At 45.1% G+C, this 13979-nt stretch carries 14 protein-coding genes; 8 read left to right on the top strand and 6 right to left on the bottom strand.

The annotated features are described in order from the left end of the window. The first annotated feature begins 71 nt into the window (after window positions 1-71). From rbsB to OH461_RS17275, 7 genes are all read left to right on the top strand, one after another. The gene (rbsB, locus tag OH461_RS17305) at window positions 72-950 is read left to right on the top strand and encodes a ribose ABC transporter substrate-binding protein RbsB (protein WP_270021804.1); all 879 of its coding nucleotides are present in this window, start codon (window positions 72-74) and stop codon (window positions 948-950) included. Between the two features lie 175 nt (window positions 951-1125). Beyond that, window positions 1126-2049: a ribokinase gene (rbsK, locus tag OH461_RS17300; protein WP_270021803.1), complete on the top strand. Its 924-nt coding sequence runs from the start codon at window positions 1126-1128 to the stop codon at window positions 2047-2049. 12 nt (window positions 2050-2061) lie between these two features. Further along, window positions 2062-3066 (top strand): substrate-binding domain-containing protein, encoded by a 1005-nt coding sequence (locus OH461_RS17295; protein ID WP_270021802.1) that lies wholly within the window; start codon window positions 2062-2064, stop codon window positions 3064-3066. A gap of 131 nt (window positions 3067-3197) precedes the next feature. Beyond that, complete coding sequence (pnuC, locus tag OH461_RS17290) at window positions 3198-3929, top strand: nicotinamide riboside transporter PnuC (protein ID WP_270021801.1); 732 nt, start codon at window positions 3198-3200, stop codon at window positions 3927-3929. Next, window positions 3929-4657 carry a nucleoside phosphorylase gene (locus OH461_RS17285; RefSeq protein WP_270021800.1) on the top strand — a complete coding sequence of 243 codons (729 nt, stop codon included), beginning with the start codon at window positions 3929-3931 and terminating at the stop codon, window positions 4655-4657. The genes pnuC and OH461_RS17285 overlap by 1 nt, the downstream gene beginning before the upstream one ends. Window positions 4658-4843: 186 nt before the next feature. After that, entirely contained in the window at window positions 4844-5524 is a 681-nt protein-coding gene (locus tag OH461_RS17280) for a Crp/Fnr family transcriptional regulator (protein WP_270021799.1), read from the top strand. Between the two features lie 199 nt (window positions 5525-5723). After that, the gene (locus tag OH461_RS17275) at window positions 5724-6881 is read left to right on the top strand and encodes a conjugal transfer protein TraF (protein WP_270021798.1); all 1158 of its coding nucleotides are present in this window, start codon (window positions 5724-5726) and stop codon (window positions 6879-6881) included. A gap of 44 nt (window positions 6882-6925) precedes the next feature. On the opposite strand, the gene OH461_RS17270 is transcribed toward OH461_RS17275, so the two are convergent. From OH461_RS17270 to OH461_RS17255, 4 genes are all read right to left on the bottom strand, one after another. After that, entirely contained in the window at window positions 6926-7411 is a 486-nt protein-coding gene (locus OH461_RS17270) for an acyl-CoA thioesterase (protein ID WP_270021797.1), read from the bottom strand. A gap of 55 nt (window positions 7412-7466) precedes the next feature. Next, the gene (locus OH461_RS17265) at window positions 7467-8639 is read right to left on the bottom strand and encodes an alpha/beta hydrolase (protein WP_270021796.1); all 1173 of its coding nucleotides are present in this window, start codon (window positions 8637-8639) and stop codon (window positions 7467-7469) included. A 22-nt stretch (window positions 8640-8661) separates the two neighbouring features. Then, window positions 8662-8862 (bottom strand): hypothetical protein, encoded by a 201-nt coding sequence (locus tag OH461_RS17260; RefSeq protein WP_270021795.1) that lies wholly within the window; start codon window positions 8860-8862, stop codon window positions 8662-8664. Between the two features lie 239 nt (window positions 8863-9101). Beyond that, window positions 9102-10541 (bottom strand): glyceraldehyde-3-phosphate dehydrogenase, encoded by a 1440-nt coding sequence (locus OH461_RS17255; RefSeq protein ID WP_270021794.1) that lies wholly within the window; start codon window positions 10539-10541, stop codon window positions 9102-9104. Window positions 10542-11160: 619 nt separating this feature from the next. Here OH461_RS17255 and OH461_RS17250 point away from each other — a divergent pair. Beyond that, window positions 11161-11622, top strand: a complete 462-nt coding sequence (locus tag OH461_RS17250; protein WP_333482227.1) for a response regulator — start codon at window positions 11161-11163, stop codon at window positions 11620-11622. On the opposite strand, the gene OH461_RS17245 is transcribed toward OH461_RS17250, so the two are convergent. Continuing rightward, window positions 11619-12065 carry a dCMP deaminase family protein gene (locus OH461_RS17245; protein WP_270021793.1) on the bottom strand — a complete coding sequence of 149 codons (447 nt, stop codon included), beginning with the start codon at window positions 12063-12065 and terminating at the stop codon, window positions 11619-11621. The two genes, OH461_RS17250 and OH461_RS17245, sit on opposite strands and share 4 nt — an antisense overlap. A 634-nt stretch (window positions 12066-12699) precedes the next feature. Beyond that, window positions 12700-13977: a cytosine deaminase gene (locus tag OH461_RS17240; RefSeq protein WP_270021792.1), complete on the bottom strand. Its 1278-nt coding sequence runs from the start codon at window positions 13975-13977 to the stop codon at window positions 12700-12702. Between the last annotated feature and the right edge of the window lie 2 nt (window positions 13978-13979).

Raw genomic sequence — 13979 nt, 5'->3', positions numbered from 1 at the left:
AACTTGGCGCTCGCCATGTGAATACAAAACAAAAGAATGCATTAAGCATCTCTACTTAAAGGACGATAACGATGAAAAAACTCGCAACTCTTATTTCTGCTGCACTACTTTCTTCAACCGTTTCTGTATCTGCACAAGCGCAAGATACGATGGCGATTGTACTTTCAACTCTTAACAACCCTTTCTTTGTCACAATGAAAGATGGTGCAGAGGCGAAAGCAAAAGAGCTGGGTTATGACCTGATTGTTCTAGACTCGCAAAACGATCCGAGTAAAGAGCTATCAAACGTTGAAGATTTAACTATCCGTGGCGTGAAAGCGATTCTTATCAACCCAACGGACTCTGATGCGGTTTCAAACGCGATTCGCATGGCAAACCGTTCGAACATTCCTGTATTGACACTAGACCGTGGCGCAAGCCGTGGTGAAGTGGTGAGCCACATTGCATCAGACAACGTAGCTGGTGGTGAAATGGCAGGTAAATTCATCATGGAGAAAGTTGGTGAAACTGCAAAAGTTATCCAACTAGAAGGCATTGCAGGTACCTCTGCGGCGCGTGAACGTGGTGAAGGCTTCATGAAAGCAGTGAAAGGCAGCAACATGGAGCTTCTAGCAAGCCAGCCTGCTGATTTTGACCGCACTAAAGGTCTAAACGTAATGGAAAACCTACTGGCGGCTAATCCAGACGTGCAAGCGGTGTTCGCACAAAATGACGAAATGGCACTAGGTGCGCTACGCGCAGTTCAAGCTTCAGGTAAAGATGTGTTGATCGTGGGCTTTGATGGTACTGACGACGGCATCGCAGCTGTTAACCGTGGCAAGCTAGGTGCAACAGTCGCGCAGCAGCCAGACCTAATTGGTGCTCTAGGTGTAGAAACAGCAGCGAAAGTACTGAAAGGTGAATCAGTAGAAGCGAGCATCCCTGTGCCGCTAAAAGTGATTGCTAAGTAATTAGTCTCTGTATTGCTCTCTCAGGGTGTTCCCCTATCGGCCTGAGAGGGCAAAACCGATGCTTCTGAGTTCTTTCCTTTTGGGATAAAAGAGCTCATAACCATCAGTTTTGTTGCTCACATATAACGAGCAGTATCTAAGTAACATCAGGTTCGTAAGAGCCGAGGATCTCTGTATGAATAAGTTAGTGGTTTTAGGTAGTGTAAACGCAGACCATGTTTTGAAAGTGCCTTCTTTTCCTCGTCCGGGCGAGACGTTACACGGTTCTAATTATCAAGTCATTCCAGGTGGTAAAGGTGCGAACCAAGCAGTTGCTGCCGCGCGTTTAAAAGCGGATACCGGCTTTATCGCTTGTGTTGGTGACGACTCTTTTGGCATCAATATTCGTGAAAATTTCAAGATGGATGGCATCAACATCAATGGGATTAAGATGCAGCCAAATACCCCAACGGGTATTGCTATGATTCAAGTCGCGGACAGCGGTGAGAATAGCATCTGTATTTCTGCAGAAGCCAATGCATGCTTAACTAAACAATCGATCGAAGATAATGATGCCACGAACATTGCAGGTGCAGAGTACTTACTCATGCAACTTGAAACGCCGTTAGAGGGCATCGAGTACGCCGCTGAAATTGCTCGCCAAAATAACACCAAGGTAATCCTTAACCCAGCGCCAGCGCGTGATCTGCCAGATGCTTTGCTTGCGAACGTCGACATCATTACTCCAAACGAAACCGAAGCAGAAGTGCTAACGGGCATTACGGTGAACGATGACGACTCAGCGCAAGAAGCCGCGAACGTACTGCACCGTAAAGGTATTGATACTGTGATGATTACCCTAGGTGCTAAAGGGGTATGGTTGAGTGAAAATGGCCGCGGAAAAATCATCCCCGGGTTCCGCGTTGATGCGACAGATACAACAGCTGCGGGCGATACCTTTAATGGGGCATTCGTCACTGGTTTGTTAGAAGATAAGCCGATAGAATCTGCTATAACGTTTGCTCACGCAGCAGCAGCGATCAGTGTGACTCGCTTTGGCGCGCAAACGTCAATTCCAGCCCGTGAAGAGGTAGAGGAATTTCTCGCCAAGCAGCAGTAGGAGACAGATAGCATGGCCACAATGAAAGACATTGCCAAACTTGCAGGGGTATCCACCTCGACCGTAAGCCATGTTATTAACCAATCGCGATACGTGAGTGAAGAGATTTCTGAGCGAGTAAATAAAGCCGCTCAGGATCTTAACTATACTCCCTCCGCGTTAGCGCGTAGCCTTAAAGTTAATCGCACCAAAACATTGGGTATGTTAGTGACGACATCAACGAACCCATTCTTTGGCGAAGTGGTTAAAGGGGTCGAGCGTAGCTGTTACCAGCAAGGCTACAATCTTATCTTATGTAATACTGAAGGCGACAACCAGCGCATGAAGTCGTCGATTAAAACCTTATTGCAAAAGCGTGTCGATGGCATGATTTTAATGTGTTCATCCTTAGAAGGAGAGCAGATTGATATCTTTGATAAGTATCCTGATGTGCCTGTGGTGGTGATGGACTGGGGGCCAATGCTGTTTGCGAGCGATAAGATTCAAGATAACTCTCTGCGTGGTGGTTACATGGCGGCTAAGCACTTGATTGAGTGTGGTCACCAAGAGATTGGATGTATTACGGGGCCGCTAAATCGTCATCAAGCACAAATGCGTTATGAAGGTTACAAACGAGCACTGAATGAAGAAGGGCTCGCCTTTAACCCTCATTGGATTATTGAATCCGACTTCGAAAGTGAAGGGGGCTATGACGCATTTAATAAGATGTATGACAAAGGCCCACTGCCGAGTGCGATTTTCGTCTGCAATGACATGATGGCAATGGGTGTGATCAATGCGGCGAATGAAAAGGACATCTCCATTCCGGATGATCTCTCAATCATTGGTTATGATGACATCCACATTGCTAAGTTTATGACGCCATCATTGAGTACGATCCATCAGCCTAAATATCGTTTGGGCAAAGCGGCTGTAGATACCTTGTTGAGTAAACTCAATAAAGAGAGCCAAGATGCGCAAGTCGTTCAACTTGAACCGACATTAGTGGAGCGAGATAGTGTCGCGATGCTGAAATAAGCATAAAACTATCAGTATTATTTCAAACTATGATCGCATCGATATGCAGGAGGACAATTGTCCTCCTGTTTTCATTTTGAAGCCTTTTATGATGCACCTAACGTAAGTAATAACAATTAAAGGACATCACAATGGACCTACTCGCCTTACTTGATATCAATAACACCTTAGTGAATATTCCAATTGGTGGCGGTTATGCCATGTCTTGGATTGAAGGCTTTGGCACACTGTTTGGTTTGCTGTGTATTTGGTTTGCTAGCCAAGAGAAAACCATCAACTACCTGTTTGGTCTGATTAACGTAACCCTGTTTGCGGTGATTTTTTTCCAAATTCAGCTTTACGGACTATTGCTACTGCAACTGTTTTTCTTCTGCGCCAACATCTACGGGTGGTATGCGTGGACTCGTCCCAATGCGCAAGGTGAAACACTGGAAGTTCGTTGGCTAAGCAAGCAAAAGTTAGTCATTACTGCTGGTGTAAGTGCGGTAGCCATTGCACTGCTCACTATCTACATTGACCCATTCTTCTTCTCATTGGCGAACATTTCTGTCGATGTACTTAACCTATTTGGTGCTGAGATTGCGGCTCCAACTTTAGAACCAGATGCGTTCCCATTCTGGGATGCAACCATGACAGTATTGTCGATTGTGGCGCAAATTCTGATGACACGTAAATACGTTGAGAACTGGATTCTATGGGTAGTGATTAACATCATCAGCGTCGGTGTGTATGCAACGCAAGGTGTTATGGCGATGTCAGTACAATACGCAATCCTAATGTTTATTGCTGCTAACGGCACTCGTGAATGGGCGCGCACTGCTAAGCAAAACCGCTCACAGCCAATGCAAGAGGCGCGAGTGTAATGAAACAACCTCATATTTGTGTTGATAGCAGTCAAGTAGCCGCTCGTGTGATTGTGTGTGGTGAACCTGACCGAGCTAATCGTATCGCTGCGCTACTTGATAATGCGGAACTCATGTCGGAAAACCGCGAGTACCGCGTGTTTACCGGCGAATTTCAAGGTAAGCCAATTACCGTGTGCAGTACAGGTATTGGTGCTCCGTCAATGATCATTGCTGTTGAAGAGCTTAAACAGTGTGGTGCGAAGGATGTTGTTCGTGTGGGATCGGCTGGAGCGTTACAAAGCGATATTCAGCTTGGTGAACTTATCGTAGCTGAAGCGGCAGTAAGAGATGAAGGTGGTTCGAAAGCCTATGTATCTTCAACTTACCCTGCGTATTCAAGCTTTGCCTTGTTGAGCGATATTCATGGTTATTTGCGTGAAGAAAATGTGCGTTACCATTCAGGCGTTGTTCGCTCTCATGATAGCTTTTACACCGATGAAGAAGACCAATTGTGCGAGCGCTGGAGTAACAAAGGAGTGTTAGGCGCTGATATGGAAACCTCAGCATTACTTACCGTAGGTCGATTGCGCGGTTTAAACGTCGCATCCATTCTCAATAACGTGGTGCTTTATCAACAAGATGTGCAGCAAGGCGTGGCGCAATACGTTGATGAAAACCAAGCCATGATGGCCGGTGAAACGCTGGCCGCCAAAGCTGCTTTGCATGCGCTAGTCAACGCAGCATAGCAGTATGCCAACCTGAAACTTCCCCCGTTTCGAGCGACATCAATTGATGTCGCTTTTTTTATTTGTGGTATTGATATTATAAAACGGGAGCTTGGGCAGATATTACAGTTAAACTTTTGAGTGAAAGTTGTAATCCTAAGGTCAAGTCGTTAGTTTGACGACGTTCAAGAATACAGAGTCAAATCTATGCGAGTTAAGCCTTCTACCACTGGTCGATTTTCACAACAGCTAGCTGCCGACAGCGAGCAGTTTAAAACACTTATTTATCAGTGTCAGACGGGCTCAAGGTATGTGGATGCAGGTGAGGCGATTCTTACTCAAGGCGAGCAGTTAGACTCTTTATATATTGTGCCAGTTGGCCGAGTCTCGATGAACATCATCGCGGCTAATGGGCGCTGTTTCCAGTTGGGTGAAGCACTTTGTGATGACCACATTTTCGGTGAAATGGAGTTCTTCACAGACACTTCATGCCAGTGGAATGTGGTGGCAGACGAAGCAATGCAAGTGGACGTGATTTGTTTAAAAACGCTGAGCCAAATGCTGCAACAACAACCTAAGATGATGTTGTTTTTTGCTTCTGCCTTGGCGGAAGACTACCAAGAGTCACTGGACATCTACACCAGCCGTTTATTGCATCCGATAGCTTACAATATCGCTCATGACTTGCTCATTCAGCACCAAGACAGCATTAGCTTAGGTGGGTTCGAAAAAGTGAACCAAGAGGCCGAACGTTTTGGCACATCAAGTCGTGTTTACCGCCGAGCGGTAAAAGAATTAGTCGAACGAGGCTTAGTTGAAAAAAGTGATTCGGGACTGAAAATCGTCAATATCGAAAGGTTGAGCCAATATCTAGAAAGTGATGGTTAAGTCACGCTTCGCTATTTTCAATTCAGCTTAATTCTCATTATTTGATGAACCTTTTTCTAATTAACTGAAAAATCAATACATAGTGTCTATGTTAAAGGAGTGGCAATAACGGTAGCTCAATGGGCTTTGGTTATTACCGCACTAAAAGGAAAATTTGACCAAAGAGTCAGACTCAGCAACGTAAATAAATGGAAATTGTATGAAAAAGACAACGATCGCAGTGGTATGCGCGTTAGGCGCAATGTCTTCTCAAACGCAAGCTGGCACTATAGTCGCCGATGCTCGCAGTAACGCTATGGGTAATACAGGTGTTGTTTCATCTGACTACCTACTAGCGCCATTTCACAACCCAGCATTAGGTGCGCTTCATCGTGAGGATGATAACGTGGGGATTTTATTACCAGCGCTAGGTGTGAACATCAGTGACAAAGATGAAACCGTTTCGACGATTGATGATGCACAAAGCCTATACGACCGCTTTGAAAGCGGCTCTGTGGTGGCGAGTGATGCATTAGAGCTCGATCGTTTTATGGATGAGTTAGAAGGCAATCAACCTGTTGCTATTACGGGAGGTGCGAACTTCGCAGTTGCAATTCCTACCCGTACTGTCTCGGTAAACTTGTTTGCTGGTGGTTATACCGATGTGATTGCCGATACCCAGATTGCCTCAGAGCAAACAGGTTATGATCCTACTGATCCCACTGACGTTGAAACTCGTTATCTAAATTCGAAGTTTGCGATGGTTGCCTTTGGTGTGACAGAAGTGGGTTTATCTTTCGCTAAGAGTTTTGAGCTTGGTAACCATGATATTGCCTTTGGTATCTCACCTAAGTATCAAAATTTGGTGACATACTCACAACAAGCAAGCCTTGATACCTTTGATCTTGATGATTACGACAAGAGCGAGGTAACTGAAAGCGCATTCAACCTCGATATGGGTATGGCTTGGCATTCTGGTCCATTACGCGCAGGTCTTGCGCTGAAAAACTTGTTCTCGCAAGAAATCAATACACAAGTTGGCAATTACACTTATGAGTTAAACCCTCAAGCGACGGTAGGTTTTGGCTATGCCGGTGAGTTTGTTGCTGCAAGTGTCGATTTTGACCTTACCAAACAAAAGCGCTTTAAAGAACTGGCGGATGATACGCAGTTCTTACGTTTTGGTATTGAAGGCAATGCATGGGGTTGGGCGCAGCTACGTGCGGGTTACGAGATTGACCTTGAAGACACATTAGAGAACTCAGTAACGGCCGGTATTGGCATGAGCCCGTTTGATGTCGTGAGTTTAGACCTTGCAGGCTCTTACGCGGGTGATAACCAGTTTGGTGCTTCGCTAAACTTAGCGTTTACTTTTTAAGTTAACGTCAGAGATGGAAAAAGCGACCTCTGGTCGCTTTTTTACTATTTAAGGTATTTGACGTGAGCTTGCATCTCTTCGCCAATTTGCTTGCGCATATTCATTAGACGAATTGCTGATTCTTTCAACTCAATGTCTTCGTCTGATTGCGGAATCCACTCAGGCACCTTTGTTGGTTTCCCTTGTTCATCGACGGCCACCATAATCACAATACAATGGGTGGTTAAGCGGTTTTTTAGCTCTTTAGGATCGCTTGCTTGCACATCGATCGCGATGTGCATAGAAGAGCTTCCGGTATAGATTACTTTTGCACTGACTTCGACCAAGTTTCCAACATGTATTGGCGCGACAAACCGGATGCCGCCAGCATAAGCAGTGATACAGTACTTACCAGACCAACCCGCAGCACAAGCATAAGCCGCAAGGTCGATCCATTTCATTGCCGCGCCACCATGCACTTTACCGCCAAAGTTAACGTCACTTGGTTCGGCGAGAAAGCGTAAGGTAATGTCTCGTTGTGGTTTGCTCATCGTTATACTCCTTTATGTGCTCGCTTTGCTGATGAGGCTTCACGAATTGCTTTGATTATAACGGTTGAGACATCACTTTATCCATAATAGCCATACTTTGTTCAAAGTATGGGTTATAGGTCAATCTTGCGTGGATTTTGCCTGCTTCGGAGTAGCCCCAAGCGGAGTACCATACTTGTTCGCCATCGGCACAACTGGTTTCGTTGCTGGCCGTTTGGCCGTTACCACAAATGATGTTGCTGCCTCCAATGCCATAGTTGGGGTTGGTCGGCGAAAACAGTAAACCCATGTGCGAACCATTTGAAATGCGTTGTTCTGGCAATTTCATGCTAAAACGAGTTGAACGAGGTTCGCTGATGGGCTCTTCACCTTGCCAAACGATCATATTGCTTGGGTTGGTCATGTGCTGGCTAAAAGCGTCAATAGCAAATTGCGTATCGATGACCTTATCGCCTTCGCTCATCAACATAAATACAGGCTTTTGATAGTTTGCATCTTGTAATTGATCGCGCACGACTTCCGATGTTTGGTAGTAGACCGCGGCAGCGTTCATTGGCAAAGAGTTGTAACGCAGAGGATTATTTTCTGGGTCTTGATCTGCCCAAGTAACAAAGTAACTGGCGATATCCGCAAAGCCGACCATGGAAGAACCCGGCTCAAAAGCAGGGGAGAATAGCAACAAACCTTCGATGTCGTTATCGGCAATTGCCTGTGAAGTAGCAAGGTTAGCTCCGGTTGAATAGCCGCCTAACCATACAGAATCTACTTGTTGTTTTAACAGTTCGGTATGATGCGCGACCACGCTTTGCCATTCATTCAAGCTTGGCAACTGTAGATCGCCAACTTTACTGGCGTGACCGGGCAACAACACCGTCCTAACAAGATACCCCTGCTGCGCTAAGTGTGTCGCGACATCAACAAATGAATAGGGTGAATCACCTAAACCATGGACAAGCAATACTCCCTGACCATTAGGTTGTGTAGGGCGGTATTCACTAGGCAATACTTGATTCAACTCATTTTGCTTATCAGTGGTCATGAAAATACGGTTTGTCTCTAACCATTGGCGAGTTTGATTCACGTATTCTGAAAAACTCGCTTGTGTATGGCTTGGCAACGCTTGAGCTGCCTGAAAGTGCGGATCTGCGCTTTGGTTTGATGTACAGCCAATTAAACCTGTCGTCACCGCTGCCGCAACGTAAAACACCATGGCGGATCGCTTGCGCATAATATATTCCAAACGTTCTTTCTTACTTTGAGACATCTTCATATTCGCCCTCGAGAACTGCGCCGTGGTGAGGTTGATTAGCTTGTTGTTTTTTTGCGGTGTCACGAAGCTTCTTACCTGTAATTAAAGCAAGAATAGTCAGTGGAATAGCAAGCAGTAGACCAAATAAGACGGAGATAAAACCGACCAATAGTGCCAAAACACTTGAGATGAATTTATACATAATCAATACCTCAGTTCAGTGGCGCGAAAGCATGTTAATAAAACAATCGTTCGCAATATGGAATCATATTAATCGGTTGAAAATGAATAATAGATGAACATCACATTTAGGTTTGGTTTCGTGGACGGGCTTAAATGTTGAGGCGCTAATTGCGGGAGGGTGATAGAAAAAAGCCGCTTTCAGGGGAAAAGCGGCAAAGAAAAGTATCGTTATTATTATGTTGTGGAGGTTATCAAAGGCTAGTTGGTTTCAGGGTAGCTCTTGTAGCGAACACCCATCATTTGCTCCATACAGTGCACGACTTGGCAGCTGTAACCAAACTCATTGTCATACCAGATGTATAGCACGCAGCGATTGTCTTGAGCGATGGTCGCCGCGCCATCCACGACACCAGCGTATCGCGAACCCACTAAGTCGGATGACACTACTTCGGTAGAATCGGTGTAGTCAATCTGGCCCGACAAAGGAGAGTTGAGCGCCATTTCACGTAGGTAATGGTTAAGTTCTTCTGTTTCTACTGAGCTGTTTAGGTTTAAGTTAGCAACTGCCATAGAAACATTTGGAGTAGGGACACGGATCGCGTTGCCAGTTAATTTACCGGCAAGTTCAGGTAAGGCTTTCGATACTGCTTTAGCAGCGCCCGTTGAAGTTAATACCATGTTGAGAGAAGCACTGCGGCCACGTCGTTCACCAGTATGGAAGTTATCAATCAGGTTTTGATCATTTGTAAATGAGTGAACGGTCTCGATGTGGCCTGAGGTAATACCATACCGATCGTTGATCGCTTTTAGTACTGGGGTGATCGCATTGGTGGTGCAACTTGCCGCAGAAATTATGGTGTCTTCTTTTTGGATAACGGATTCGTTAACGCCAAAGACCACATTCTTGATATCCCCTTTCCCCGGGGCGGTAAGCAGAACTTTCTCTGCGCCACTGCAAGCAAGATGCTTTCCTAGACCTTCACTGTCGCGCCATACACCTGTGTTGTCTACGATAAGCGCTTGGTTAATGCCGTACTGGGTGTAATCAACCTCTTCCGGACTATTCGCATAGATGACCTGAATGTAGTTACCGTTTGCGATGATCGCTTTGCGCTCTTCATCAATGATGATGCTGCCATTGAACTGACCATGTACTGAATCACGGCGTAATAAGCTTGCTCGTTTTTCTAGATCACCTTGTTTTCCGCCACGTACCACAATAGCGCGTAAGCGAAGTGGGTAACCAGGTCCGCTCTTTTCAACCAATAGACGAGTGAGCAGGCGTCCAATACGTCCAAAGCCATACAAAACCACATCTCGCGGTTTAGTCACGCTTTCACCTGTCATTGCTGTGAGCAACTCTGTGTAGAGAAAGTCTTTTACACCGTGTGCGTCATCTCTATTTTGCCAAAACTTCTCTGCCAGCATTCCCACATCGACGCGACACGGTGAAAGGGGCATTTCACATAGCGCTTGGATAATTGGCAGGGTTTGGTTGGGTTGGATTGCTTCTTGAGTGTAATGGCGTGATAAACGATGGGTTTTGATGATGTCGATGGTCGCAGCGTTGACTAAGGTTTTTCCAAACAACGTCACTTCCACGCCTTTTTGTCGATAAAGTTGACCGAGTAAAGGAGAGATAGTTTCCGCAATCGTTTGGCTTGTTTGCCAATCTAGAAGGTGTTTCTCTGGGCTCATGGATTATCGGGGCCTTATTTCACGTTTCAGGTGTAGGAGCCACCTCATAATTCATGGTTGGATGAGGTGGTGAATTATTTGTAATTTTTATGTGGCGGGAGTGTAAGTGCTGAATCCTTATTCTGCTAGTAAAAATAAATGAAGTTTTTTGTGCTATAAATTGGTTGATTGCTAGCTTTTATATGTGGCTTGCTAGGTTGTTTTGCTGATTGACTTTTGTAAAAGTGGAGAGTTAATTCGTGATGATAAATACTCAGTTCAAGCCAACATTGAAAAATATGAGATCAACAGATTGTATCTTGAGATTTTGATCAACTTATCAACAAAATTGGTTATAACAAGTGAGAGCTGAGTGACTGCGACTTTGGTTATCACAAATGAGTGATGATTTTATAACCACGGATAGAGCGAATTTGTTTTAACGATTAAGAGTTTTGCTACAAAAGGTGAGATTGGTCACGGTTGCTAATCGTCAATGATTTGCTTGTTTTAATTGTAAGAAGGCCTTCAATTAGTGACAGACTTATTGGTAGCCGCGGACTCAACTCTCTATATTTGGTCAAAATTTATTCAAAGGATGAATGAAGGTATGCACTCAACTCGAGTTGCGAAACAAGGAATGACTCAAGATAAACGCAAGCAGGTGCTGGGGACGAAACCAACACAATCGGTGGCGTTTGGTACGAAAAAAGTACCGAATGTCTTGGTGGTTGAAGACAATTTAATGAATCAGAAGATTGCCAGTTGTTTTCTAAATCGAGCGGAAATGCCGCATAGATTGGCGTGTAATGGGCGTGAAGCGTTGAATATCATCACCCAAGGGGAAGTTTTTGATGTTGTCTTGATGGATTGCATGATGCCAGTGATGGATGGCCTAACGGCAACCAAACACATTCGGCAATGGGAAAACGAAAATCAGCGGGTGAGATTACCCATTGTAGCTTTAACAGCGCGCGAATTGCCTGAAGAAGTGAATAGCTGCTTTAATGCGGGGATGGATGCGTATTTATCAAAACCCTACAAATTAGAGCAGCTATTAGAAACGTTCCGAAAGCTGGAGGTTATCCATATAGCGGATTAAAGGCCCAGTTCATCCAAAGGCAGCCAGTGTACTTTGACGCCTGCTTGGAGAAACATTTCTTGGCTTACTTTAATCTTATCGCCCCAACGAGATAGGAAGTCTTCCGTTTGCTCAGGGCAATGCACTGCTGAAATCCCTGTCTGAATTATTTTTGCCGCACAATTCGGACAAGGGAAGTGTGTCACCCAAATTTCACAGCCATCAAGATCACGCTTAGCAAATAGAATCGCATTTTCTTCTGCATGTAAGGTTTTAAGGTATTTCATTTCGCGTTCGTCGGTCATCGCGCTATCAGAAATGCCATGCGGGTAGCCATTGAAGCCAACCGACACAATGCGGTTTTGTTTAGTAATGACAGCACCAACTTGTGTGGAAGGGTCTTTACTCCAAGAGCCAACAAGTTCAGCCATTTGGTAAAAGCGTTGCGCCCATTTTGAAATCATCTAAGTTCCTTAGTGATGGTTAATGTGTGTTGCAGAGATTCAAGCCTCACACCTTAAAGATAGAAAATTGTGATATTGATCCGCAAATAATATCTCAATTTTTAACAAGTTAGAACCAAATTTGTTGAATCTAGTTAGCGAAATAGGTCGCTTTTTGTTCGGTGCCTTTTGGTTATTTAGTGAGAGAGTGAGTCTTTGCCGATAGCATCATGTGCGAGATCTCTTACAAATGCGTGAGACTGAGGCGATTATAGGCAGAGTGATTTGTGAAGGTGTTAATTTAAGTTATTGAATAATATGGCTTATTTGTTTTCGTTATGATTTTGGGGTGAGAAATAATGGATAACGCTGCGTTGTTTAAATTCGTCGCTAGCGATATCTTAACTGTGTCGGCAGGAAGCGGACATGGAACAGGAAAGACCCAAGGATTGGTCATCTTCAGGACGAAGATATAGTCATCGAGGACAGATGATTAGCTAGGATAGCAAAGGACACCGCTAGGAAAGCGATGTTAAGGAAGTGCTGAGGGAAGCAGCGTACTATCAAGGATTTGATGCAGGGAGCACTTATTAGTAGCCGGATTGCTGCGAGTAAGAATAGAACCCGCTAGGTGAAAGCCTAGCGGGTTTTTCTTTTATCGTTTGAAAGTCACAGGCTCTGACTGTTCTAGGTGAAGCTGCGTTGTCGCCGGTTGCGTTTCCGCAATGACCTTACCGTGGCGTACGGAGTAGCGCACTGGTACTTGGCGGCGTACTGCATCAAAACCGGTTTCCGCAGGCAATATCAATAAACTACCCGGCTTGCCCATCTCAATGCCATGCTTATCTTGAATGTTCAATGTACGTGCAGAGTTTGTGCTGATCAGATCAAGTGAGTTGTTGATTTGATCGTAACCCATTACCTGACACACATGCAGACCCATGTGCAACACTTGTAGCATGTTCGCAGTGCCTAGCGGATACCACGGGTCAAACACATCATCATGACCGAAGCACACATTAATATTGGCATTCAGCATCTCTTTCACACGGGTCACACCACGGCGTTTCGGGTAATCGTCAAAGCGGCCTTGTAAGTGAATGTTCACTAATGGGTTAGCAACAAAGTTGATGCCAGACATACGCAGCAAGCGGAATAGGCGAGACGCGTAAGCGCCATTGTACGAGCCCATTGCCGTTGTATGGCTCGCGGTTACCTTATGGCCCATGTTGAATTTGTGCGCTAGCGCCGCAAGTGTTTCAACAAAGCGTGACTGCTCGTCATCAATTTCATCACAATGCACGTCAATAAGGCGATCGTATTTTTGCGCAAGCTCAAACACGTAGTGAAGAGATTCAATACCGTATTCACGCGTAAATTCGAAGTGAGGGATGGCACCAATGACATCTGCGCCCAGTTGTACCGCTTCTTCTAGCAGCTCTTTACCATTTGGATAAGAAAGGATGCCTTCTTGCGGGAAGGCAACGATTTGAATATCAACCCATTCTTTCATCTCTTCGCGCACTTCAATCATCGCTTTTAGTGCGACAAGTGTTGGGTCAGAGACATCAACGTGAGTTCGAACGTGCTGAACGCCGTTAGCAATTTGCCATTTTAGCGTTTGTTTCGCTCGCGCTTTTACGTCTTCAATTGACAGCATTTCCTTGCGTTCGGCCCAACGTTCAATCCCTTCAAACAGCGTACCTGAAATGTTCCAGTTTGGTTCACCTGCGGTTTGAGTGGTGTCTAAGTGAATGTGGGGCTCGCAGAAAGGCGCGACAGCCATGCCGCCCTCTGCATCAAGAATATTATCAGCAATATCTAGGCTTAGATTGTTGTCTTCAATACGCTTGAATTGACCATTCTCAATCAAAATTTGCTTCAGACCTGTTTGGCCTTGTAGCGTTACGTTCTTGATCAACAGAGTTGTCATTA

This window comes from Vibrio sp. LaRot3 (assembly GCF_027587025.1).
Classification (GTDB): Bacteria; Pseudomonadota; Gammaproteobacteria; order Enterobacterales; family Vibrionaceae; genus Vibrio.
The sequence above is the reverse complement of the archived record's forward strand: the minus strand, read 5'-3'. Positions and strand labels throughout refer to the sequence as shown.

Bases quoted from the DNA above. Each gene is read 5' to 3' on its own strand.
- rbsB (WP_270021804.1), top strand. From the start codon at position 72: ATGAAAAAACTCGCAACTCTTATTTCTGCTGCACTACTTTCTTCAACC.
- rbsK (WP_270021803.1), top strand. From the start codon at position 1,126: ATGAATAAGTTAGTGGTTTTAGGTAGTGTAAACGCAGACCATGTTTTG.
- OH461_RS17295 (WP_270021802.1), top strand. From the start codon at position 2,062: ATGGCCACAATGAAAGACATTGCCAAACTTGCAGGGGTATCCACCTCG.
- pnuC (WP_270021801.1), top strand. From the start codon at position 3,198: ATGGACCTACTCGCCTTACTTGATATCAATAACACCTTAGTGAATATT.
- OH461_RS17285 (WP_270021800.1), top strand. From the start codon at position 3,929: ATGAAACAACCTCATATTTGTGTTGATAGCAGTCAAGTAGCCGCTCGT.
- OH461_RS17280 (WP_270021799.1), top strand. From the start codon at position 4,844: ATGCGAGTTAAGCCTTCTACCACTGGTCGATTTTCACAACAGCTAGCT.
- OH461_RS17275 (WP_270021798.1), top strand. From the start codon at position 5,724: ATGAAAAAGACAACGATCGCAGTGGTATGCGCGTTAGGCGCAATGTCT.
- OH461_RS17270 (WP_270021797.1), bottom strand. From the start codon at position 7,411: ATGAGCAAACCACAACGAGACATTACCTTACGCTTTCTCGCCGAACCA.
- OH461_RS17265 (WP_270021796.1), bottom strand. From the start codon at position 8,639: ATGCGCAAGCGATCCGCCATGGTGTTTTACGTTGCGGCAGCGGTGACG.
- OH461_RS17260 (WP_270021795.1), bottom strand. From the start codon at position 8,862: ATGTATAAATTCATCTCAAGTGTTTTGGCACTATTGGTCGGTTTTATC.
- OH461_RS17255 (WP_270021794.1), bottom strand. From the start codon at position 10,541: ATGAGCCCAGAGAAACACCTTCTAGATTGGCAAACAAGCCAAACGATT.
- OH461_RS17250 (WP_333482227.1), top strand. From the start codon at position 11,161: ATGACTCAAGATAAACGCAAGCAGGTGCTGGGGACGAAACCAACACAA.
- OH461_RS17245 (WP_270021793.1), bottom strand. From the start codon at position 12,065: ATGATTTCAAAATGGGCGCAACGCTTTTACCAAATGGCTGAACTTGTT.
- OH461_RS17240 (WP_270021792.1), bottom strand. From the start codon at position 13,977: ATGACAACTCTGTTGATCAAGAACGTAACGCTACAAGGCCAAACAGGT.